The 21,090-nt window shown below is 62.5% G+C and carries 21 protein-coding genes; 8 read left to right on the plus strand and 13 right to left on the minus strand.

Annotated features, from left to right (window positions below; genetic code table 11):
* The first annotated feature begins 133 nt into the window (after nt 1-133).
* Nucleotides 134-1,720 carry an inorganic phosphate transporter gene (locus PDMSB3_RS32870; RefSeq protein WP_007178075.1) on the plus strand — a complete coding sequence of 529 codons (1,587 nt, stop codon included), beginning with the start codon at nt 134-136 and terminating at the stop codon, nt 1,718-1,720.
* Nucleotides 1,721-1,817: 97 nt separating this feature from the next.
* On the opposite strand, the gene ppk2 is transcribed toward PDMSB3_RS32870, so the two are convergent.
* Nucleotides 1,818-2,744, minus strand: coding sequence for a polyphosphate kinase 2 (ppk2, locus tag PDMSB3_RS32875; protein WP_007178076.1), 927 nt, complete (start codon nt 2,742-2,744; stop codon nt 1,818-1,820).
* 153 nt (nt 2,745-2,897) lie between these two features.
* Nucleotides 2,898-3,296 carry a VOC family protein gene (locus PDMSB3_RS32880; protein WP_007178077.1) on the minus strand — a complete coding sequence of 133 codons (399 nt, stop codon included), beginning with the start codon at nt 3,294-3,296 and terminating at the stop codon, nt 2,898-2,900.
* Between the two features lie 205 nt (nt 3,297-3,501).
* Between PDMSB3_RS32880 and PDMSB3_RS32885 the strand changes: the two genes are divergently transcribed.
* Nucleotides 3,502-4,545, plus strand: a complete 1,044-nt coding sequence (locus tag PDMSB3_RS32885; protein WP_165189119.1) for a S1C family serine protease — start codon at nt 3,502-3,504, stop codon at nt 4,543-4,545.
* 131 nt (nt 4,546-4,676) lie between these two features.
* Here PDMSB3_RS32885 and ggt read toward each other — a convergent pair whose 3' ends face one another.
* The 7 genes from ggt to PDMSB3_RS32920 form a co-directional block, all read right to left on the minus strand.
* Nucleotides 4,677-6,410: a gamma-glutamyltransferase gene (ggt, locus tag PDMSB3_RS32890; RefSeq protein WP_007178079.1), complete on the minus strand. Its 1,734-nt coding sequence runs from the start codon at nt 6,408-6,410 to the stop codon at nt 4,677-4,679.
* Between the two features lie 219 nt (nt 6,411-6,629).
* Nucleotides 6,630-8,033: an MFS transporter gene (locus tag PDMSB3_RS32895; RefSeq protein WP_165189121.1), complete on the minus strand. Its 1,404-nt coding sequence runs from the start codon at nt 8,031-8,033 to the stop codon at nt 6,630-6,632.
* 230 nt (nt 8,034-8,263) lie between these two features.
* The gene (locus tag PDMSB3_RS32900) at nt 8,264-9,028 is read right to left on the minus strand and encodes a phosphocholine cytidylyltransferase family protein (protein WP_165189123.1); all 765 of its coding nucleotides are present in this window, start codon (nt 9,026-9,028) and stop codon (nt 8,264-8,266) included.
* 27 nt (nt 9,029-9,055) lie between these two features.
* Complete coding sequence (locus PDMSB3_RS32905; protein ID WP_007178082.1) at nt 9,056-10,075, minus strand: lysylphosphatidylglycerol synthase domain-containing protein; 1,020 nt, start codon at nt 10,073-10,075, stop codon at nt 9,056-9,058.
* The gene (locus PDMSB3_RS32910; RefSeq protein WP_007178083.1) at nt 10,072-10,884 is read right to left on the minus strand and encodes a HalD/BesD family halogenase; all 813 of its coding nucleotides are present in this window, start codon (nt 10,882-10,884) and stop codon (nt 10,072-10,074) included. The genes PDMSB3_RS32905 and PDMSB3_RS32910 overlap by 4 nt, the downstream gene beginning before the upstream one ends.
* Complete coding sequence (locus PDMSB3_RS32915) at nt 10,881-11,582, minus strand: CDP-alcohol phosphatidyltransferase family protein (RefSeq protein ID WP_007178084.1); 702 nt, start codon at nt 11,580-11,582, stop codon at nt 10,881-10,883. The genes PDMSB3_RS32910 and PDMSB3_RS32915 overlap by 4 nt, the downstream gene beginning before the upstream one ends.
* Nucleotides 11,554-11,745, minus strand: a complete 192-nt coding sequence (locus PDMSB3_RS32920) for a hypothetical protein (protein ID WP_165189126.1) — start codon at nt 11,743-11,745, stop codon at nt 11,554-11,556. Before PDMSB3_RS32920 ends, PDMSB3_RS32915 begins: the two co-directional genes overlap by 29 nt.
* Before the next feature lie 74 nt (nt 11,746-11,819).
* Between PDMSB3_RS32920 and PDMSB3_RS32925 the strand changes: the two genes are divergently transcribed.
* Nucleotides 11,820-12,254 (plus strand): hypothetical protein, encoded by a 435-nt coding sequence (locus PDMSB3_RS32925; protein ID WP_165189129.1) that lies wholly within the window; start codon nt 11,820-11,822, stop codon nt 12,252-12,254.
* 63 nt (nt 12,255-12,317) lie between these two features.
* On the opposite strand, the gene PDMSB3_RS32930 is transcribed toward PDMSB3_RS32925, so the two are convergent.
* Entirely contained in the window at nt 12,318-14,270 is a 1,953-nt protein-coding gene (locus PDMSB3_RS32930; RefSeq protein WP_007178086.1) for a PhoX family protein, read from the minus strand.
* A 207-nt stretch (nt 14,271-14,477) separates the two neighbouring features.
* Nucleotides 14,478-15,014 (minus strand): hypothetical protein, encoded by a 537-nt coding sequence (locus PDMSB3_RS32935; protein ID WP_007178087.1) that lies wholly within the window; start codon nt 15,012-15,014, stop codon nt 14,478-14,480.
* 625 nt (nt 15,015-15,639) lie between these two features.
* On the opposite strand from PDMSB3_RS32935, the gene PDMSB3_RS32940 reads away from it, so the two are divergent.
* The 3 genes from PDMSB3_RS32940 to PDMSB3_RS32950 all read left to right on the plus strand — a co-directional run bounded on the left by PDMSB3_RS32940 (nt 15,640) and on the right by PDMSB3_RS32950 (nt 18,107).
* Nucleotides 15,640-16,791, plus strand: a complete 1,152-nt coding sequence (locus PDMSB3_RS32940) for a porin (protein ID WP_007178088.1) — start codon at nt 15,640-15,642, stop codon at nt 16,789-16,791.
* 190 nt (nt 16,792-16,981) lie between these two features.
* Nucleotides 16,982-17,452 (plus strand): hypothetical protein, encoded by a 471-nt coding sequence (locus tag PDMSB3_RS32945; RefSeq protein WP_007178089.1) that lies wholly within the window; start codon nt 16,982-16,984, stop codon nt 17,450-17,452.
* A gap of 139 nt (nt 17,453-17,591) precedes the next feature.
* Nucleotides 17,592-18,107 (plus strand): metal-dependent hydrolase, encoded by a 516-nt coding sequence (locus tag PDMSB3_RS32950; RefSeq protein ID WP_007178090.1) that lies wholly within the window; start codon nt 17,592-17,594, stop codon nt 18,105-18,107.
* A 103-nt stretch (nt 18,108-18,210) separates the two neighbouring features.
* On the opposite strand, the gene epsC is transcribed toward PDMSB3_RS32950, so the two are convergent.
* Together epsC and PDMSB3_RS32960 are read right to left on the minus strand one after the other, a co-directional pair.
* Entirely contained in the window at nt 18,211-19,137 is a 927-nt protein-coding gene (epsC, locus tag PDMSB3_RS32955) for a serine O-acetyltransferase EpsC (RefSeq protein WP_007178091.1), read from the minus strand.
* 131 nt (nt 19,138-19,268) lie between these two features.
* On the minus strand, nt 19,269-19,502 hold the full coding sequence (locus PDMSB3_RS32960; protein WP_007178092.1) for a hypothetical protein: 234 nt from the start codon (nt 19,500-19,502) through the stop codon (nt 19,269-19,271).
* 310 nt (nt 19,503-19,812) lie between these two features.
* Between PDMSB3_RS32960 and PDMSB3_RS32965 the strand changes: the two genes are divergently transcribed.
* A complete protein-coding gene (locus PDMSB3_RS32965; RefSeq protein WP_035517362.1) occupies nt 19,813-20,247 on the plus strand; it encodes a DUF3005 domain-containing protein in 435 nt (144 codons plus the stop codon).
* 218 nt (nt 20,248-20,465) lie between these two features.
* Nucleotides 20,466-21,071: a short chain dehydrogenase gene (locus tag PDMSB3_RS32970; protein ID WP_007178094.1), complete on the plus strand. Its 606-nt coding sequence runs from the start codon at nt 20,466-20,468 to the stop codon at nt 21,069-21,071.
* Nucleotides 21,072-21,090: the final 19 nt, after the last annotated feature.

Genomic DNA, 21,090 nt, shown 5'->3' on the forward strand with positions numbered 1-21,090 from the left:
CAATTTTGCAAACCGTGTTCCGAAGCGGTGCACGGCCAATGGCCGTGCACCTCGGCGCCACGCCCCTGTCATCATTACGACACACAGTCCCCGCAGGATCGGAAGCTCCGCGACAAACTTTGGGGCTCACGCCATGCCGGAACTTTCGTATCCACAATCAGGCACTGCTAGCGGAAAGGGGCGCAATATCGGCCTCATCATCTTTCTCGCGGTGATTCTGGTCGGCGCCGTTTATTGCGCCGTGCACTTACTGGATGATTTACAGCCGGTCCGCGAAAGCTCGGCTCTGCCTTATCTGCTGCTCGGTGTTGCGCTGCTGATCGCGCTGGGTTTCGAATTCGTCAATGGCTTTCACGATACGGCGAACGCGGTCGCGACCGTCATCTACACGCATTCGCTTGCGCCGAACCTGGCCGTGGTGTGGTCAGGCGGATGGAATTTTCTCGGCGTGCTCACGTCGAGCGGCGCCGTCGCCTTCGGCATCCTGCAGTTGCTGCCCGTCGAACTGATCTTGCAGGTAGGCAGCAGCGCCGGTTTCGCGATGGTCTTCGCGTTGCTGATCGCCGCGATCATCTGGAACCTCGGCACCTGGTATTTCGGACTGCCGTCGTCGAGCTCGCACACGCTGATCGGCTCGATTATCGGCGTCGGCTTGATGAATCAGCTGCTGCACGGCGCCAATGGCACGAGCGGCGTGGACTGGAATCAGGCGCTCGGCGTCGGCAAGTCGTTGCTGTTTTCGCCGCTGGTGGGCTTTCTCGCGGCAGGCTTGCTGCTGTTGATCCTGAAAGCCGTGGTGCGCATTCCCGCGCTGTATGCCGAACCGAAGGGCAAGGAGCCGCCGCCCTTCTGGATTCGCAGCCTGCTGATTCTGACCTGCACGGGCGTCTCGTTCGCGCACGGCTCGAACGACGGCCAGAAAGGCATGGGCCTCATCATGCTGATCCTGATCGGCACGGTGCCCACGGCTTACGCGCTGAACAAGGCGGTGACGCCAGCGGAAACGCAGACCTTCCTCGCGGTCGCGCATCAAACCTCGGCGACGCTCGCCAAGTACACCCAGGGCGCCGCACCGTCCGCCAATCCGCGCGCCGACGTCGAGGCCTATGTCCGCACTCACCAGCTAACGCCCGCCACGTTGCCGGCCTTGCAGCAACTGACCGAGATCATTGCCGGCCAGGTGAGCACGTCGGGATCGATGGCTGCCGTGCCGCAGGGTCTCGTCGACAACGTGCGCAACAACATGTACGTGGCCTCCGAAGCGATCCGCCTGATGGAGAAAGCCAAACAACCGGCTTTCTCGGAGGATGACGGCAAGGCGATCGCCAACTTCAAGGCGCAAACGGATCACGCCACCAAGTTCATTCCCACGTGGGTCAAGGTCGCGGTGGCCATTGCGCTCGGTCTCGGCACGATGGTGGGATGGAAGCGCATTGTCGTGACGGTCGGCGAAAAGATCGGCAAGCAGCATCTGACATACGGACAGGGCGCATCGGCTGAAGTGGTGGCGATGCTGACGATCGGCGCCGCCGACATGTACGGCCTGCCGGTCTCCACGACGCACGTGCTTTCGTCGGGCGTGGCGGGCGCGATGGCGGCCAACGGCTCCGGCCTGCAATGGGGCACCGTGCGCAGCCTGATTCTCGCGTGGGTGCTGACGTTGCCGGCGTCCATCGCACTGGCGGCCGGTTTGTACTGGGTATTCCGGGCAGTGTTCTGAATCCGCGCCACGGCCGGTTCCGGAACCGGCCGTGGCGTAAAAAAAGCGCGGCTCGTTTGCGACCGCGCTTTTTTTCACTGACTCGCACGCAAGCCAGTCAATACACCTCTGGCACGATCATCGACGATGGCACCGGCTGGCGGCTGTATTCGTCGTGGTAAACGCGCGCGGGCAGTTCGATCTGCGAGTGCTCGATCTCGTGATACGGCACCTGGCTCAGCATGTGATGAATGCAGTTCAGGCGCGCGCGTTTCTTGTCGACCGCCTGCACGACCCACCACGGCGCTTCCGGAATATGCGAGCGCTGCAACATCACTTCCTTGGCCTGCGTATAGGCCTCCCAGCGGCGCCGGCTTTCGAGATCCATCGGGCTCAGCTTCCACTGCTTGAGCGGGTCGTGAATACGGTTCTGAAAGCGGATTTCCTGTTCTTCGTCGGTAATCGAAAACCAGTACTTGAGAATCTGCACGCCGCTTCGCGCCAGCATTTTTTCGAATTCCGGCACCGAGCGGAAGAACTCTTCGTACTCTTCGTCGCTGCAAAAATTCATCACGCGCTCCACGCCCGCGCGGTTGTACCAGCTGCGATCGAACAGCACCATTTCGCCGCCAGCCGGCAAATGCGACACATAACGCTGGAAATACCATTGCGTGCGTTCGCGATTGTTCGGCGCGGGCAGCGCCGCCACGCGGCATACCCGCGGATTGAGCCGTTGCGTGATGCGTTTGATCGCGCCGCCCTTGCCGGCCGCATCGCGCCCCTCGAAAATGACCACGAGGCGGTGGCCGGTCTGCACGATCCAGTCCTGCAGCTTGACGAGTTCGCCCTGGAGCCGGAACAGCTCGCGGAAGTACATCTTGCGAGCCTCGCGATGCTCAGGCGTGAAACCCTCCGCGCCGTCGATGATGCGGTCGTCGACCTCCATCTCGAGCTCTTCGTCATAGGCGTCGATCAGATCCTCTTCGAAACGGCGCTGCCGCTCTGCCATCAATTCGGCTTCAGGTCTCGGATCCTGCTCTTTCATTGGGACTCTCCTGGCAACGGAAATGGTTAGGCGCACGGCGTGAAGCGCGACGCGGACGCGCTCGATTATCGAAGCGGCAGGTGTCAGCCGTGTTACCGGCACGGTCTGCGCCTTTAGACATTCATGATAGCGAGTTTATGCGGCCACCCGGCACTACCGCAACGGTTTCGCGAAACTGATTTCGTGGCCGTCCGGATCCGTGATGTGGAAATAGCGCTCGCCCCACGGCGCGTCGGACGGCTCGAACGACGGCTTCAGCCCCGCCGCCAGCGCCTTGCGGTAAAGCGCGTCGACGTCGGATACATAGAGGATCACGCGGCCCCACCAGGCGACCGGCGCTCGCGCGTCCACGATCAGGTTCAGATACGAATCGCCGAAGGCAAACGATGTAAATGCCTCCTGCGGGCCGCCGAACTTTATCGGGAAGCCGAGCGCTTCATAAAACAGCACGGCGCGCGGCATATCATGGGTGGCAAGCGTGATGGCGCTGATCGATTCGATGCGCGGTTCGGTGGGCCCGTTCGCAGAGGCTGGCGTGGCGGGTGAGTTCATGGCGGCTGTCTCCTTGGCATGACGGGCATCTTGTCCAGCAGGGTATAGGCCGCGCGGTCGAACGCGGCGCTTCGAGCCGGGCCGGGCGGGCACGGGCTTCAGAAAGTGTCTCACGGGCCGCGCCGCCGCAACTCGCGCCGCCCACGGCCCTTGAAAACTTTAGCGACGCCCCGCATCTGCGATTCCGTTTATCCGGAGCATCGCCATGGGAAGCCGCCCACGCTTCATCGATGACCTGTCGCGCGCCGCATCCGACGCCCCCGGGCCCGAAATACTCAACCCTTTAGCCGACGACGCCTTGCTCGACGCCTATTCCCGCACCGTGATCGGCGCGCTGGAACGGGTTCAGCAGGCCGTCGCCTTCATTTCCGTCGAACGCCGACTGCCCGGCGCCCCGTCCGGCCACGCACGCGGCACGCGCAGCGGCACCGGCTCGGGCTTTCTGTTCACGCCCGACGGCTACCTGCTGACCAATAGCCACGTCGTGCACGGCGCCACCCATATCGAAGTGACGCTCGCCGACGGCGCGAAATTCGACGCCGATCTGGTTGGTGACGATCCCGGCAGCGATCTGGCCGTCTTGCGGATCGGCTCTCCCGAGCCGTTGCCGCACGTCGAACTCGGCGAGTCCTCGAAGCTGCGCGTCGGGCAGATCGCGATTGCGGTCGGCAATCCGCTCGGCCTCGCGCAAACCGTGACGACAGGCGTGGTCTCGGCGCTCGGCCGCTCGCTGCGTTCGAATTCGGGCCGCATGATCTACGACGTGATCCAGACCGACGCCGCGCTCAATCCCGGCAATTCGGGTGGTCCGCTGATCAATTCGGCGGGCCAGGTGATCGGCGTGAACACCGCGATCATTCCGGGCGCGCAGGCCATCTGCTTTGCCACGGCCATCGACACGGCCAAGTGGGTCATCATGCAGCTCTTCGCGCATGGCCGCGTGCGGCGGGCCTATATCGGCGTGGCGGGGACCACTACGCCGCTGTCGCGCCGCGTGCAGCGCTATTTCGGCTTGAGCTCGCAAAGCGGCGTGCGCGTCATGGAGATCGTCAAAGGCAGCCCGGCCGCGCTCGGCGGCTTGCGTACCGACGATACGATCATCGCGATCGATACGCAGGCCGTGCAGGACGTGGACGGTCTGCAACGCACGCTGGACGCGTCGCGTATCGACAAGCCCGTCGACGTGACGGTACTGCGCGGCGCGCAGCGGCTCGAATTGACGCTGACGCCGGTCGAACAGGCAAGCTGATGTAACGGCAATGGGCGTGCTTCGGGAGCAGAAAAAAGCCTCGCGTTCGGTTGAACGCGAGGCTTTCTGTTTTCTGTTGACAGCGGTCCGGGACGACACGAGAAACACCGCCCGACTCCCGACAAACACGCTTACTGGATCACACGTGTCACACCACGGCCACGCGGATCGGCTGCGGCCTCCGGCGTGTCGCCGTTGACCTTGATCGCCTGAATATCGCCGCTGAAATCCTGCCCCTTCAGCGTGTAGCCCTTGGCTTCGATCTGCCTGGCGAGTTCGCCGTCGATCGGCTTGTACGGTTCCCAGAAAATCGTGTTCGGCGGCAACAGTTGATGATGGAAGCGCATCGCGGCGACAGCCTGCGGCAGCGGCATGTTGTAGTCGTAGACGTTGTTGATCACCTGAAAGATCGACGTGAAGATGCGCGAGCCGCCCGGCGTGCCGATCACGAGCGATACCTTGCCGTCCTTCGTCAGAATGGTCGGGCTCATCGAGGAGAGCGGTCGCTTCTTCGGTTCGATCGAGTTCGCATCGCTGCCCACCACGCCGAACATATTCGCGACGCCCGGCTTCGCGGAGAAGTCGTCCATCTCGTCATTCAGCACGATGCCCGTACGGTCGGCCACCACGCCCGAACCGAAATAGCCGTTGATGGTGTACGTATTCGACACGGCGTTGCCCCACTTGTCGATCACCGAAAAATGCGTGGTTTCCGCTTTCTCCGGCATCGACGTGCCAAGGCCGGCCTGAACGCTCTTCGTGTCCGAAGGCGCATTCGGATTCACTTCGGCGGCGCGCCTGGCAATATAGGCGTCGTCGGTCAACTGGGCGACCGGCACCTTGTAGAAGTCGGGGTCGCCGAGGTACTGCGCGCGATCGGCGAACACGCGCTTTTCTATCTCCGCGATCAAATGCACGTATTGCGCGGAATTCGGCGTGACGTCCTTGAAGTCGGGCGCAAGGTCGGCCTTCATTTTCAGCAGTTGCACGAGACCGATACCACCCGAGCTCGGCGGCGGCGCCGTGTAGACGCGATAGCCGTTCCAGTCCGCCTCGACCGGCTCACGCCAGACTGCTTTGTACTGCTGCAGATCGGCCTTGGTGATGAGGCCGTGACCGCGCATGGACGCGGCGATCAGATCGGCCGTCTTGCCCTGATAGAAGTCTTTGGCGCCTTGATCGGAAATGCGCTGCAGCACAACCGCAAGATCCGGTTGCCTGAAATTGACGCCCTGCTTCAGATTGCCGAAGTAGGCATCGAAGTTGGTCTTGCCGGCGAAGTCTTTCGCGGCATCGTCGCGGCGTTCCTGCAGTTGCTGGCTGACCTCGAAACCGTCGCGTGCGTAGTGGATGGCCGGTGCGAGCACCTGCTTCCACTTGAGCTTGCCGAAGCGGCGCTGCGCCTGCCACATGCCGTCGACCGTGCCCGGCACGCCCACCGCGCGGTAGCCGAACAGGCTCATGCCTTTAATGACTTCGCCCTTGTCGTCGAGATACATGTTTCTGGTTGCGGCCAGCGGCGCGCGCTCGCGGTAGTCGAGAAAATACGGTTTGCCGTCCACGTAGAGCGTCATGAACCCGCCGCCGCCGATGTTGCCCGCTTCCGGATAGGTCACGGCAAGCGTGAAGGCAATGGCTACGGCTGCGTCGACGGCGTTGCCGCCTTCCTTGAAAATCTGCTCGGCGGCATCGGCGCTGTATTTGTCGGCCACCGCGATCGCGGAAGCGGTGAGTACCGCGGGCTGCGCTTTCGCGGGCGGCTTCGCGAGTGCGGGCGTGGCCTCGAGAAAAGCGCTTGAAACAGAGACGAGTGCGACCAGCGCGAATCCGCTGACCGACGATTTAGCGTTGCGAAACAACTTCATTGCCAATCCCCCAGGACGACTTTCATCTGATAATTACAGGCTCTGTCATGGGCTTATAGCACGTGAACCGCTCGCTTGCGAAGCCGCTACTTGTCGTAGGGTCCATGTTGCGGCACACAAAAAACGCCGGTTCGGCGGCACGGAAATCGCGCTCGAAACACCCGAGACAGGCGTGTTCAGCAAGACGCATGCCGCGCTGCGAAGTGCAGCATGCGCGCTTCACGCGCGGCCGCGGCTGCCGCGCGCAATCTCGTCGCCGGCGCCGTGCGGCAGCCGCGCGGTGACGGGAATCGACATGAACGAGAACAGGCCGACCACGAGAAAAGCCGGCCAGAAGTCCGAGAACACGATAGCGGAATGACCCTGCACGTTATGCGAAATTTGCAGCACGATGCCCGCGATCGTCACACCGAGGCCCAGCGAAATCTGCTGGATCACACTCGCCACGCTCGTCGCACGGCCGACGTCGCGACTCGGAATGTCCGCGTACGCGAGCGTATTCAACGACGTGAACTGAAGCGACGGAAAGACGCCGCCGAACAGCACGACACACCAGATCAGCCAGTGCGGCGTGCCGGGAAAGAACAGACCGTACACGGCAATGGCGAGGCCCGCGCAACCCGCGTTGAACATCAGCACGGTACGGAAACCGAAGCGCTCGAGAATACGCGACGCCGCCGCCTTCATGAAGATCGAGCCGAACGCGGACGCGCAGGTGATCGCTCCCGACTTGAACGCCGTCATGCCGAGGCCTTCCTGCAACGCGAGCGGCAACAGAAACGGCACGGCTCCGAGACCGATACGAAATAGCGAGCCGCCCACCACGCTCGCGTGAAAACTCGGAATGCGCAGCAAGCGCAGATCGAGCACAGGCAATTCGACACGATTCGCGTACAGCACGTATAGCGTCAGTAACACCACGCCGGCCACGCACATGCCGACCGACACCGTGTTCGATACCAACTCGCCGCCCACCAGCGAAAGCCCGAGCATGAATAGCGACGCCCCACTCGCAGACAACGCGAAGCCGGTCCAGTCGAGCCGGCCCGGATGCGCCTCGCGCACATTGGCAATATGCTTGTTCGCCAACCAGATTCCCAGCAGGCCGATCGGAATGTTGACGAAGAAGATCAGACGCCAATGCAGATACGTGGTGATGAAACCGCCCAGCGGCGGCCCGACCACGGGCCCGAGCAAGGCCGGCACGGTCAGATAGTTGACCGCGCGGATGAAGTCGGATTTCGGCACCGAACGGAAAATGATGATGCGGCCCACCGGCACCATCATCGCGCCGCCAATGCCTTGCACGAAGCGCGCAACCACGAAGGTGCCGAGCGACGTGGAGGCCGCGCACATCAGCGAGCCGGCCATGAAAACGCCGATAGCCGTGCGAAACACCGTGCGCGAACCGAAGCGGTCAGCCACCCAGCCGCAGATAGGAATGAAGACGCCGAGGCCGATGACATAGGCCGTCACAGCGAGCTTGAGTGTGATGGGATCCTGGCCGAGATCGCGCGCCAGAACCGGCAGCGACGTCACGATGACCGTGCCGTCCACGTTTTCCATGAACATGGCGCACGCGACGATCAGCGGAACAATGAAAGTGCCTAAAGCAAGAGGCATTGGCAGGACGACGGGCTGCAAGGCCGTCGGCGTAAAGCGTCGATTATGGCATCGCATCGGCAACGGATGTTGTGGCGCGAGGTCATTTCAGACGTGTGCGTACGTGCTGATTGAGCACGTGCAACGAAGCAGCAGGGCACGCGAAGCTGCGGGGGAGAGGCGGAAAAAGCCTGGGCCGGCATTCAGCCGGCCCAGGCTCTGATACGTCAGCGAAGATGCTGCGGCAAGACTTAGCGCGATGCGCTGACCAGCGGCTGCAACTGCGGCAGGATCTCGGTGCTCGCGCGAGCCACGTCGTTCGGGAAGTCGATTTCGATCCAGGGCGCGCCGGTCACGTCGGCGGTATGAAACACCTGGCTGCGCTCCAGCAGCAGGTCGCGCACCGCTTCTTCGTGCGGCATGTTGGCCCGGCCGCTATCCACGTAGCCGGCCACGATCTCCGCGAAGCGTTGCGCGGTTTCCTGACGGAAGCGGAAGAACCCGACCGATTCGCCAATGGTGTCGTACTCGAGATTGACGGCAAGCTGCTTGCGCAGTTCGACCGGCACATCATCTTTCAGACACAGCTTGACCGGCTCGTCGCCGGCTTCGAAATCACGGTCGATCAGCAGGCGGTTGACGGTCTCGCCCGCCACCAGCGCGTTCAGAATGCGCTCGTCGTAGAGCACGTCGGCGTCCATCAACAGCACGTCGCCGCCGCGCGTGAGCGCCTCGGCCACCGTGTGCACCGTCAGCACGCTGCCCAGGTCGTAACGCGTGTTCAGCACCGTTTCCACCTTATGCGGCCAGTTGATGCGCTCCAGTTCCGCCTGCACCGATTCCGGCTGAAAGCCGAGCGCCAGCACGACGTCGGTCACGCCGGCGTTTTCAAGCATTTGCAAATGCCGTTCGAGCAGGCTCATGCCGTCGAACTGCAACAGACACTTCGGGAACTGCGCTTGCGGCGGTTGCTGGAGACGCAGGCCGAGGCCCGCTGCGAGGATGATGGCACGCATGCGCGGTCCTTTGAAAAAATACGGAGTTTAATCGACAGCCGGCACGCGCCCCAAGGCACGGCGCCGTTGCCAGCTTCGTTCGCTGAAGTGCAACACCAGCAGACCCGGCAAGCCTAGCAGGATTTCGCGCGCGCGCTTGGCGAGCGACAACGCCAACGCGGCGTCCGGCGGCAAACCGACCAGTGGCGCGAGCAGCAGATAGCCGCCCTCCTGCACGCCGAGCGAGCCCGGGATCATGAACGCGGCACCGCGAATGGCTTGCCCCAGACTTTCGAGCAACAGTGCGTCGACCCAGTCGACCGGATGCCCGAGAAAGCGCAGCGCGAGCCACACCTCCACCGTGCCGATGATCCAGCCCAAAAGACTCATCACGAAGCTCGCCGCCACGCGGCCGCGTTCGCGGTACATGGCCTGCACGGCGGCGTCGACGGCTTCGGCGCGCGTCATCAACGAAGACCAGTCGCGCTTGCCGAACATCTTCGAGACCACGCCGAGCAACCGGCCGAACAGACCGCGCCGCTGCGCATAGTAAAACCCGACGATCATCGCGCCCAGCACGCCGGTGGCGATCAGCGTGGCGGTTTGCAGGTCGTGCAGCCCGCCGTGCGCGGCGTAAGCGCCGAACAGCAGCAGGCCGCCCAGTGCGAAAACGATTTGCGCAAGCGCCTGCGCGGTCGTGCTGACCGTGATCGCGGCGGCGGCGTCGCGCAGGCGCATGCCGCGCTGGGACAATTGCCGCACCATGACCACCGGCCCGCCGATCTGGCCGGCCGGCAACAGACTATTCACGGATTCACCGATCCAGCGCGAGAACAGCGCGTCGCGCAACGACAGATCGTGATGCACACCGTCACGACGGTGCCGGAACAGTACTGAGATCGCACCGGCGTCGACCATGAGCGGCACGAGGTGGAACGCGGCGACGAGCGCGAGTCCCCAGCCTGCCGTAAGCAGTGTCGAAGCCACCGAGCCGAAACCCTGCCACGCCAGCAGGCCGACAAACAGCGCCGTCCCGATCGACAGCAGTATCAGGGCCGCGCGGTTCATGCGTGGTCCTTCCCGCGCCGGGTCATCTGACGGAACACCTGGCGGAAGCCGAAGTACGCAATCGCGTCCTTCATGTTCGAGATGAAACGACGCCACGGCCGCATGTTGGGGTCCGTCACATACTCGAAAGTGAGCGACACGCGCATTTCGCTCGCACCGGCCGGCGTGATGCGATGGCGCAGCTTGTCGCCGTCGAAGAACACGAGGCCGCCCGGCGGAATCTGCACGGAGCCCGGTTGATCCGCGACATCGGGATTGCGCGTGTGCAGTTCGTAGTCGAGCCGGCACGACGATTCGTCGATCACGCCGAGCAGCAGCGTGTAGCGGCGGCCGTCATAGTACGAAGTATCGTAGTGCCAGCCGATGTGGTCGCCCGGCCGCGTGTAATAGTACAGCGCGTACGCGTGCGGATCGTCGGCGGGCGAGAGCTGCAGCTTGTCGCCGCTCAGTTGTTCCAGCCAGCCGATCAGTTCCTTCGAGCGGTACAGCTCGGCGATGAACGGCGCGAGGCGGTCGATCGTATGGCGGCTGACGCTGCCGCCCTGCTTATGACCCGGCAGATAGTTGCGGTTCACTTCCTCGAGCAGCGAACGCGCGCTGTGGACGAGCTGCGCCGTGACTTCGGGCGCGAGGAAGTCTTCCAGATAAAGAAACGCGTCCTGTTCGGCGAAATCCTTGCGCAGACGCGGGTTGTCGAACCCGCGCGTGCGGCTCGCGATCGCGCGGTCGGCATTCGGCGCGGGCGGGGCGGCGGGCGAGCCGGCTGCGGAAACTGGCGCGATCACGTCGTCTTCGGCGTGCATACTCATTCGCTGGCCCAAATCTGGCTGGTTTCGGAGGCCTTGGCGGCATCGGGCGCAGGCCGGGCGGCGCGGCGTGCCACGCGCCAATGATCGATCACCACCCAGACGGCGAATAGCGGCGCGCCGATCGACGCGACCACGACGAAGGGCATGACGACGCTCGTCAGCGTGACGATGGGCAGCAGATACAGCACGTCTTCGGTTTCGAAGCCACCGACGGACGCCTGCTTCGTGCCCGCCTTGCCGGCCATTTCCTCGATGCGCATGCGCAGGAAGAAGATCAGCGCGATTGCCACGCCGGCCACGGCACCGAGCACGCCCGGCGCAACTTTCAATCCGCCGACGTGCGCGGCGCCCACACCGATGCCCATGCCGACGAACAGCATCACGGTCACGAGCGCGTCGCAGGCGAGGTCGTAAAAATGACCGATCCGGCTCGACTTTCCGCCGATGCGCGCGAGCTCGCCGTCCGTATGGTCGACAAAATTCGACAGCACGATCAGAAAAGCGCCGGCATTGGCCCAGGCAAATTCGCCGTGAGCAAGGCACAGGGCGCCTGCCAGCCCGATCAGCAGGCGCAGCGTGGTCAGATGGTTCGGCGTGACCCACGTGTTCACGAGCGGAGTCACGAGCCGGCGAGCGAGCCGCGCGTCCCATGTTCTGGGCGGCGGAACGTTAATTGGAGTTGAGGGTCGCGAATTCATAACCCGGAAATATATACGGGATCGAAAAAGATTGCTTTCTTCCGGCACGTTTCTTTTCGCTTCGTTTGTTGCCGATAGGTGTCGGCTGCACAGCAAGATTTGCCGAATCGCGATAAAGTGCCAACCAGTTGCGCCTGCCGCGCGGGAACATTTCGATGCGCAAGGTCTTTCCGGGTCTCGATCTCGCGCCCGCCCGTTGCGAACACACTACAACGAGTCGGGCCGCCGTCCACGCTTATGAAACGCTTTTTTTTAACTGTTCTGCTTGCTCTTGGCGCCGCCGCACTGCCAATCACCAGTTACGCCACCGCGCTCGACGCGCCGCTCGCCTGCAATGAAAGCGGTCATCAGTTCATTGCCGACCTCGCGCAGCAACAATTGATCGATCCAAAGCCCACGCGCGTGGAGAGCAACTCGATCAACGCCTTCTCGCCCATGCCCGGCGCGGATTTGACGGCATACGGCTTTCACGTGTTCGCGGTGGTCGGTTACGAAAAAGACGACCCGATGTTCCGGGTCGGCGATGGCGAGCCGGTCGCCAGTTCGGCCTATGGCGTCGTGGTGGTCGGCAGCGAGGCGAAGGTGCAGAAAGCCATTGCCGGCTCTGGCAGCACGGCGATCGTGCATCGGGTTGCGCCGCTGATTACCGCGATTTTCTGCAAGCGGAATTGAGGCGCCCCGTCCAAAACACGAGGTCACGTGCATGCAGGGCCGAGCCCGGCCGCTGCCTGCCCCTTACAGCTTGATCCCCGCCGGATCCGCCGTCAGATACCCCACCGTCGCCCCGAAGCGGTCTTTATAGTTCGCTCGCACGAGCGGATCGAGCGTCGATTTGATTTTGTCGTGCAACGGACTTTCCCAGTCGCCGACGTGCTGGAAGTTGCTCATCACGTAAGTCCAGCCGTTGATTTCGTCGACGGCATGCAGGCCGGTCGACTCGGCGCCCGCCGGGCACGAGAGCACCCGCGAGAGCGTTTTCGTATCGACGTTGTACGCCCACAGGAAATTGTTCACGTGCATGCCGCTGTCCTCGCCGATAAAGAGCGTGCGCAGCTTCTCCGAGAACTTGAGGTTGTCCGGGTTCGCAATGCGCTCCGGATTCGCCGTGTTGCCGAGCGCGTCGGGTGCCGACAGGTCCTCGCCGACCAGTGCCGCGGGCGCGGCCATGTCCACCGGCACCCATTCGCTGTTGATCGCGCCGCCGCTACGGTCGCGCTGACCGCCCTTCATGTTCAGCGCGTAGACCGCGCCGGCGTTGATCGTCTTGTCGACGGCCACGTCGGTGGAAGCGGCATTGCCGCGCACCATCGACTTCTCGATCCGCGACATGGCCGAATACAGCACCTTGTCCTTGATATTGACCGTCGTGCCTTCGAGCTTCGTAAAACCCATGCTGCCGCCGGCCAGCGCCGCATAGCGATGAGTTTCGAGGAAGGTCGCGGCCTGCGTCATGCCGGACTTGACGCGTACCCAGTTGAACGTGCCGTTGTAATTGATCTTCGTGTAGGTCGGATCGTGCGGATCCGTGGTCGAAACGTCCATGATGTCGCTCGCGCGCAACCGGTCGGCGAGCGTCTCGATTTCGTCGCTGGTCGCGTGGCCCAGGTTGATCCACGACAGTGTTGCCGCGCCCGCGCCGCTTGCGGACACCTGTGTCCACTTCGCCACGTACAGCGTGCCCGACGACAGATCGGCTTCGCGATCCGCAATGAACATGAACAGGCCGCCGTTGGTCGCGTCGTCGCCCATCAGGACGGTGCGCTTGTCCGGCATCACCTGAATCAGCTCGTGCGAGATACGGCCGAGGCAGTAGTGCTTCCTGATCGTTCCGGTGCCGTCCGGATTGACCGTCACCTCCGGCAGATGGCCATAGTGATAGGGGTTCGCGGTGGTTTCGTCGCCGTACAGGCTGCGGCTGAAGCCCTTGAACTGGCTATTGCCGGCGATCGTGGTGGCGTCCGGCTCGTACTCTTCGCTCGACAGATGCGTGTTCCACGGCGACAGGCTCGCGCCGCAGGTAATCCACAAACCATGCGCCTTCGACGTATCGACATTCGAATAGCCCGCCAGCGTGAGCTTGCCGGTGGCCGGATCCTGGTCGAGTGTCAGCACGGCGATCGGCGAAGGCAGTTGGCCGTACATCGACGTCAGACTCTGATCGCGCGTTGCGTATTCGAACTGCACGACGGCGAATACTGCGTTGCCTTTGAGACCCTTCACCGCGGGATTGTCCAGGCGAATCAGCGAGCTGCCGTCCGGGCAATCCGAATAGAACTGCCGCTCCTTGCCCGCCACCGACCTGTCGACGATCGGCTGGTTGTTGATGTCGAAGTAGCCGCCCGCGAGGATCGTTCCGCCTTTGATGTTGGGCACGCTGTCGCCAGTCACGAAGAACGGCTGGTACGCCAGCTTGAACGCGCGGCTGCTGCCGTCGCTCAATTGCACCGTCAAGGTCGAGCCGACCGTGGTCTTCGCCATCGCTGCCGGATCGGCCAGGCTGGGTGCCGCCATGCTGGCGAACGCCGCGGAAACGAAGTTGGCGGCCGGTTTTACCGGCGTCGCCAGATCGTCGCTGCCGCCGCAAGCGGTCAGCATCGAGGCCGTGGCGAGTCCGCCGAGCGGCAGCATCGGTGCGCCCGCGAGTAGTTTCAGGGCCTTGCGGCGGGAAAGGTCGAACGGCTCAGCCATGTTGTCGTGATCCAGTGTTTGGGTAGCGTGGGTGAACGCACAGCCGGCACGCGCTCGGACCCAAACACATGGCTCACGCTCGCGCCGCTATGACGCGAGGATTCTATGAAGTGAATGTGAAAGTATATTGACAGGCTTTGGTAATGTTTTGTTCAGCCTTCAGTTAGCAACCCGCTGGCCCGCTCCTGCTGCAAGCAGACGCGATGTCTAACCGGGCCGACGAAACTCGTTCTCGACCCACGCCGTAGCGCTCGCCTTGCTGAGCTTGAAATTGGGCGCCACCTGCACTTGCGCGAGCTGTTCGCCGAATGTGTCGAGCGCGGTCAGCACGGCATACGGCTCGTCTTCGTCGGGAACGATGTCGAGCGTGATGTCGAGTTCGTCGCTGCCATCTGCGCTCGCGACTCGCACTTCTTTATGCAGTTGCGCGCGCAGTTGCTGCTCATGACGGCGCAGCACTTCAGACGCCGTCTTCACCAGCGTGTTGAACGCGGACGTGTCCAGCGGCTTCGGATCTTTCTTGTTGCGACCCATCGTCCACGGTCCGACGAGCGCGGGTTCCGCTTCACCGTCCTTGATCATTTCGACGGCCCAGCCTTCGTCGTCTTCATTCTTGATGACGCGCGCGGTCCAGCCGTCGTCGCGCCACAGCCGTGCCTCGTGCACGATTTCGTCCGGTTCGGACGAGCCTTCCGTCGTGAAATCTTCAGCGGGGTCGGACGATGGAAGGGGTGTATCGGTCATTGCAGGTTCACTCACGTTCGCGGGGGGCGGAAACACTCTCGAGCACGCAATTCTACCCGCCCCGCACGCGGCGAACGCGGCGCCCTGACGAACGGATAAGCCGCGGCGGCGCAATTACCATTGAAATCATCAATGCCGCTATTCGCGGGGAACTTATAGACCAATTAAAAAAACATAAAAAAACGCGGCCCGTGGGCCGCGTATAAAGATGAAAAAGACACCCTTGGTCAAGGGGCGAGACGAATTGTAGAACTGTCATTCGCCGGAATAGACCGCATGAACTGGAAGAGTACATTGCAAAAAATAGAGTGAATCTCAGCGTATCTCTAAATAACGCCAACCCTTGCTGCTAACGGGTTGCGACGCGACGTCGCAGTCAGGCAACATCGTAAGGATTGACAAGGCCGGAATGAATTTATCGCCGCACAGATTTTTTCTTTATTTACCCGCACTTATCCAATTAATGAATGGCCATTACGAATTTGAAAACTAATTGTTGCGCCATTTGCAATTCAAGATAGGAATAACGGGACTACACTTCGCACCGGATCGTCAGGCAGCCGGCGGAATCGGCGGTAAGCACTGGGATGCGATTCTCTACGCACTGTTTCGGAGTTATCTAATCATGAAAAAAACCCTCATCGCAGCAGGCCTCCTGGGCGCGGTTGCCATCACCGCCCACGCGCAGAGCAGCGTGACGTTGTACGGTACGCTGGACGCCGGCCTCGTGTACTCGAACAACCAGGGCGGCCACAGCAACTGGCAGCAAGGCAGCGGCGTAGCCTCGGACACGTACTTCGGTCTGCGCGGCAATGAAGATCTGGGCGGCGGTCTGCACGCCATCTTCACGTTGGAAAGCGGCTTCAACCTGAACAACGGCAAGTACTCGGAAAGCAACACGATGTTCAATCGTCAGGCTTTCGTCGGTCTGCAGAGCGACAAGTACGGCGCGCTGACGCTCGGCCGTCAATACGACTCCGTGGTCGACTACCTGGCACCGCTGTCCGCAGCAGGCGCGGGTTACGGCAACAACCTCGCGGCTCACCCGCTCGATAACGACAATCTGGACAATTCGTTCTCGATCAAGAACGCAGTGAAGTACACCAGCGCCAATTACGCGGGCCTCAAGTTCGGCGGCCTGTACGGCTTCAGCAACTCGGCCGGCGACTTCTCGAACAATCGCGCATGGAGCGTCGGTGCTTCATATGAGAACGGTCCGTTGAACGTTGCCGCGGCTTACCTGCAACTGAACAAGTCGGGCAGCTCGAACCTGAGCGGCGCGGTATCGCAAGGCGACGGGACCGCAGCAGTCGCAGCCGATCTGCAACGCACATTCGGCGCGGGCATCAACTATACGTACGGCCCGGCAACGGTCGGCTTCGTCTACACGCACACGCAACTGGACGGCATCAGCGGCGTGGACGTCGGCGGCACGACCTTGCCTGGCGTTGCAGGCACCAACCTGCATCTCGACAACTACGAAGTGAACGGCCGCTATGCACTGACGCCAGCACTGAGCCTCGCGGCATCGTACACCTTCACGGACGGCAAGATGTCAGGTTCCAACGGTTCGGGCGATCCGAAGTGGCATACGGTCTCGCTGCAAGGCGACTACTCGCTGAGCAAGCGTACCGACGTGTACGTGGAAGGCGTGTACCAGCATGCATCGGGCGAACTCGGCAACTTCGGCTCGAACGTCGCGGCGATCAACACGCTGGCGCCTTCGTCGACCGGCAATCAGATCGCGGCGGCAGTCGGCCTGCGTCACCGCTTCTAAGCGTCTCAGGTGGCACGTGCGGAGCGAATGTATCGATTCGCTCCGCAGTCAACCCGCGCGTGACACGATCACGCCGCGGGTTTTTTCATGGCCTTACGTTTGGACACAATGCAGGCGCCCGCGGATAGTGACGGCGCACACAGCCGGTGGGTATACTGGCCCCGGCTGCCTTCCTTGCCGCAATGCCAGCATGTCGTCGCGGTTGAACGGCGGCTTCGTCGCGAAGCATGACGTCGCGCTGAATCGCGTTGCGCTTCGCCCGCGCCCCAAGTTCCCGCATACGACCGGGGACGCCGACGACCGGACCATGAAAAGACTTCTCCTGCTTGCCCCCGCTGCTGCCGCGCTTGCTGCTCTCTCCGGCTGCGGTTCTTCCAGCGGCCCCGCCCGCAATGCGTCCCTGCCGATGATGTACGTGTCTTCGCAACGCGCCCCTGCCTATATCGCCGATTGCCTCGAAAGCCGTTTGTCACGCGTGCGCACGTCGCGAGTCGGCGGCGCGACGGAGATCGCTGTCGGCTCGGATTCGAACAACTCGTATTTCGTGACGCTGACGCCCTTGAACGCCGGCTCGGTCATCAAGGTGATGCACCCGGCGAACGCACCGGACGATCCACCGGAGCCGGAAATGCGCTTCGATATTGCACGCTGCGCGACCTGAGCTTCGTCATACGCGCGCATTTTGAGCGCTGGGCCGATACGCGATTTTTTTGACTCGCGTGCCGGCTATTTTTTTATCCGCGCATCTGCGAACATAGCCGCCCTTTGTCTTTCATGCGGCGCTCTCGCCGCGAGTGTCGATGGCATCCAGCAAAGCACATCACGCAACCGGTTTTGCGGCGGGCGTCATCGCGGCGGCGATTGTCGCGCGCATCGGCGGCGGCGGTTCGTTTCATCTCGGCGTGCTGTCGAGTTTCATCGCCGGCGTGGCCGGGAGTACGGCGCCGGACTGGCTCGAAGTGGCGTGGTGGTCGCGGGCGCGGCGGCTGTGGATCACGCATCGCACGCTCACGCACTGGGGCGTGGGATGGCTCGCGTTGCTGGCGGCGTCGTATCACTGGCTGGGGCATTCGGTCTACGCGGCGCCGGCGTTCGGATTCGCCTGCGGCGGCCTGATGCATCTGCTCGCCGATTGGCCGAATCCGCTAGGCGTGCCTTGGGTTGCAGGCCGGCATTCGTTGAATCTCTGGAACAGCGGGCACTGCGATCTGATCGTGGTGGCGGCTTCGTGGGCGGCGGCATGGTTTGTCGGGCAGCACGTCTGGTTGCACGGCGTGCATGGCGTATCCCTGCTGCAGCATTTGAGAAGCGGATAAACGCCACAGCAGTGCTGCCGCGTAGTTCGCGGGCTTCACGCCGTGGACTTCGCCGGGGTCGATCATGATCGCGCCGTTGATCCGCGCTTCGACGAGCCGCGTATTACTGCCGCCCTTCGTCGGTGCGCTCGCCTTCGCGAATCTTGCCTTGCGACACGCTGCTGCCCGGCGGCACGCTATGCGTGAGCCACACGTTGCCGCCGATCACCGAGCCGCGCCCGATCGTCACGCGCCCGAGAATCGTCGCGCCGGCGTAGATCACCACATCGTCCTCGACGATCGGATGGCGCGCGTTGCCCTTGATCAGCGCACCGTCGAGATCCGCGGCGAAACTCTTCGCGCCGAGCGTGACAGCCTGATACACCCGCACGCGCTCGCCGATGATCGCGGTCTCGCCGATCACCACACCCGTGCCGTGGTCGATGAAGAAGCTCGGCCCGATCGTCGCACCCGGGTGGATATCAATGCCGGTTGCCGAGTGCGCGATCTCGTTGATGAAACGCGCCAGCAACGGCACGCCCAGCCGGTGCAGCGCATGCGCGAGCCGATGGTGAGTCATCGCCCACACGCCCGGATAGCAGAGCAGAATTTCAGTAATATGCTGCGCCGCCGGATCGCCGGTGAAAGCCGCCTGAATGTCGCTGACCAGCAGCGCGCGAATGCCTGCCAATTGCTTGCCGAATTCACGCGCGACTTCGAATGCGCGCGCCTGCAGATCCGCATCCGGCGTTTCGCCAAACTCGGGCAGGAAGCGCAGGGCGCGGCGAATCTGTTCGGCGAGCAACCGCAACGTGCTTTCAAGCGTGTGGCCGACGTAGTAATCGACCGTTTCGTCAGTCAGATCAGGTGCGCCGTAGTGCGTGGGAAAGAGCGCCGCGCGCAGGCCGGCAACAATGTTGACTACCGCTTCGCGCGACGGCAGTTCGCGAATCCCGAGCGGATGCCGCGTGCGATGCAACTGTTCACGCGACGCGCGCAGGTCCGCGACGATCTGTTCGAGGCCCCAGTTCTGGGAAGGCACGTTAGGCATAAAAGGACAGCGCCGTGCGATGAGCACGGTTCGAAGTGATTATGCCGAGAGATTACCGCGTTTTGCGGCGGTTCGCGCAGCGCGAGCTCATGTCATACGGGCGATGACATGCAGACACATGCAGACGGCGCTCAGATGGTTACGCTGCTCGCGTCGATCCAGCGCACCGCCCAATCGCGCGCGTGGGCGATGGCGTCCGCTTCTTCAGGAAAGCGCAAGTCGGTGGGGAAGAAACGGTTGGCGACCAGTTCGCCGTCGCTCGAACGGGAGATGACCACATAAGGTTGCCAGGTACCATCTACCGCGCGCGCGGGCGCGCAATTTAACAAATAGCCGCGATGTGTGAATGCAGCATCGAAGTGCATGTGTCACCCGCCCTGACGGCCCCGTGAAATGTTTTGAGTAGCGCGCAACGGGCTGCCGACCATGAAGAAACAGCCGTACCCTGTGTCGTCAATTCAACCGCGCTTTGCTCGTCGGAGTAAGATCATACTCTGTAGAAAATACGCGTCCATTAAAAAAACGAAAAGAATCCCGGACGCAATCGCCAGCGGAATACCCTCTCATGCCACTGCGGCAAAAGCGTGGTGCGACGTAAAGTGACTCAGGGTTTGTGCGGGGCGGAACAGGTTTTGCTGCACGTCACACCATGTCCCCGTCAAAGGAGCACGCATGATGAACAGCGATATCAACAAGCCAGCGGACACTCACGGCCCGAGTTCGACGGAGTTGCACAACGACCGCACGCACGACAGTACCGTCGACACCGACGGCAAGAATCTCGAAGCCGCGCGCATAGCGGGCCACAGCCCGATCTCGCCGGACGAGATCACTACGAGCAATGCGACCCTCACGAACAGCGTGCCCGAGGCGCTTGACGGCATGGCCGGATTCGATAGCCGGGTCGGCGGCAATCATCTGCTGCTCGCGCTCGAGCCGGGCTATACGGTGATCGACAAAGGCATGATCGCACCGCAGGGCGCGTATTCGGCGGACCATCAATTCGACGATCCGCGGCCGGTCGGCAGCCGTCAGGACCGCGGCCGAATTCATTACGCCCTCAATCATCTGCGGCCCACCCGGCTGATCGAATTACGCCGGCTGAAATAGAACATTCACGTCACATCTGCGTTTTGGTCCGCGTTTGAATTTCGATGCGGACCCCCGATTATTCCGTGCGTGACAAAGCGCGTATCGTTTGATTCACGATGCGCGCTTTTACTTTGATTAGAAACTCAGGGTTGCAAGACTCGGGCGTCGGCGAGACTTTTTCCCTCTGACGAGTGCCGGCACAATCGGGCGCACGTCAACCCTCAACGGAGCATCAGATGAAAAAAATCGTCGTGATCGGCGCCACCGGCACGCTGGGCCAGGCGGTGAGCGCCGGGCTGAAGGCGCGTCATGAAGTAATCGAAGTAGGCGCGACACGCGGCCAGTATCACGTCGACAGCACCGACCCCGCGAGCGTCGAGCGGCTGTTTCGCGAGATCGGCAAAGTGGACGGGGTCGTCACCGCAACCGGCAAGGTACATTTCGGTCCGCTGCCCGACATGAGCATCGAACAGTTCTGGGTCGGCCTGCGCGACAAACTGATGGGACAAATCAACGTCGTGCTCGCCGCCCAGCAATACGTGAACGACGGCGGCTCGTTCACGCTGACGAGCGGCATCATCGGCGACGAGCCGATTCTGCAAGGCGCGAGCGCGACCACCGTCAATCTGGCGCTGGAAGGTTTCGTGCGCGGCGCGGCAATTGAATTGCCGCGCGGCATTCGCATCAACGTGGTGAGCCCGACCGTGCTCACCGAAGCGATGGACGCCTATGCGCCCTACTTCCGCGGCTTCGAGCCGGTGACGGCACAGCGTGCGGCAATGGCCTATCTGCGCAGCGTGGAAGGCGCGCAAACTGGCCGGGTGTATCGCGTGGGCTATTGATTGGCGAGGATTCACGCGA

It is taken from the genome of Paraburkholderia dioscoreae (genome assembly GCF_902459535.1).
GTDB classification, from domain to species: Bacteria; Pseudomonadota; Gammaproteobacteria; order Burkholderiales; family Burkholderiaceae; genus Paraburkholderia; species Paraburkholderia dioscoreae.

What these genes read in the sequence shown, in the direction of transcription:
- PDMSB3_RS32930 (WP_007178086.1), bottom strand. Translation starts at nt 14,270, where the DNA reads ATGGCTGAGCCGTTCGACCTTTCCCGCCGCAAGGCCCTGAAACTACTC.
- PDMSB3_RS32925 (WP_165189129.1), top strand. Translation starts at nt 11,820, where the DNA reads ATGAAACGCTTTTTTTTAACTGTTCTGCTTGCTCTTGGCGCCGCCGCA.
- ppk2 (WP_007178076.1), bottom strand. Translation starts at nt 2,744, where the DNA reads ATGAAAGAGCAGGATCCGAGACCTGAAGCCGAATTGATGGCAGAGCGG.
- PDMSB3_RS32960 (WP_007178092.1), bottom strand. Translation starts at nt 19,502, where the DNA reads ATGCACTTCGATGCTGCATTCACACATCGCGGCTATTTGTTAAATTGC.
- PDMSB3_RS32905 (WP_007178082.1), bottom strand. Translation starts at nt 10,075, where the DNA reads ATGAACCGCGCGGCCCTGATACTGCTGTCGATCGGGACGGCGCTGTTT.
- PDMSB3_RS32910 (WP_007178083.1), bottom strand. Translation starts at nt 10,884, where the DNA reads ATGAGTATGCACGCCGAAGACGACGTGATCGCGCCAGTTTCCGCAGCC.
- PDMSB3_RS32935 (WP_007178087.1), bottom strand. Translation starts at nt 15,014, where the DNA reads ATGACCGATACACCCCTTCCATCGTCCGACCCCGCTGAAGATTTCACG.
- PDMSB3_RS32885 (WP_165189119.1), top strand. Translation starts at nt 3,502, where the DNA reads ATGGGAAGCCGCCCACGCTTCATCGATGACCTGTCGCGCGCCGCATCC.
- PDMSB3_RS32895 (WP_165189121.1), bottom strand. Translation starts at nt 8,033, where the DNA reads ATGCCTCTTGCTTTAGGCACTTTCATTGTTCCGCTGATCGTCGCGTGC.
- epsC (WP_007178091.1), bottom strand. Translation starts at nt 19,137, where the DNA reads ATGCCTAACGTGCCTTCCCAGAACTGGGGCCTCGAACAGATCGTCGCG.
- PDMSB3_RS32880 (WP_007178077.1), bottom strand. Translation starts at nt 3,296, where the DNA reads ATGAACTCACCCGCCACGCCAGCCTCTGCGAACGGGCCCACCGAACCG.
- PDMSB3_RS32940 (WP_007178088.1), top strand. Translation starts at nt 15,640, where the DNA reads ATGAAAAAAACCCTCATCGCAGCAGGCCTCCTGGGCGCGGTTGCCATC.
- ggt (WP_007178079.1), bottom strand. Translation starts at nt 6,410, where the DNA reads ATGAAGTTGTTTCGCAACGCTAAATCGTCGGTCAGCGGATTCGCGCTG.
- PDMSB3_RS32945 (WP_007178089.1), top strand. Translation starts at nt 16,982, where the DNA reads ATGTCGTCGCGGTTGAACGGCGGCTTCGTCGCGAAGCATGACGTCGCG.
- PDMSB3_RS32900 (WP_165189123.1), bottom strand. Translation starts at nt 9,028, where the DNA reads ATGCGTGCCATCATCCTCGCAGCGGGCCTCGGCCTGCGTCTCCAGCAA.
- PDMSB3_RS32950 (WP_007178090.1), top strand. Translation starts at nt 17,592, where the DNA reads ATGGCATCCAGCAAAGCACATCACGCAACCGGTTTTGCGGCGGGCGTC.
- PDMSB3_RS32965 (WP_035517362.1), top strand. Translation starts at nt 19,813, where the DNA reads ATGAACAGCGATATCAACAAGCCAGCGGACACTCACGGCCCGAGTTCG.
- PDMSB3_RS32970 (WP_007178094.1), top strand. Translation starts at nt 20,466, where the DNA reads ATGAAAAAAATCGTCGTGATCGGCGCCACCGGCACGCTGGGCCAGGCG.
- PDMSB3_RS32915 (WP_007178084.1), bottom strand. Translation starts at nt 11,582, where the DNA reads ATGAATTCGCGACCCTCAACTCCAATTAACGTTCCGCCGCCCAGAACA.
- PDMSB3_RS32870 (WP_007178075.1), top strand. Translation starts at nt 134, where the DNA reads ATGCCGGAACTTTCGTATCCACAATCAGGCACTGCTAGCGGAAAGGGG.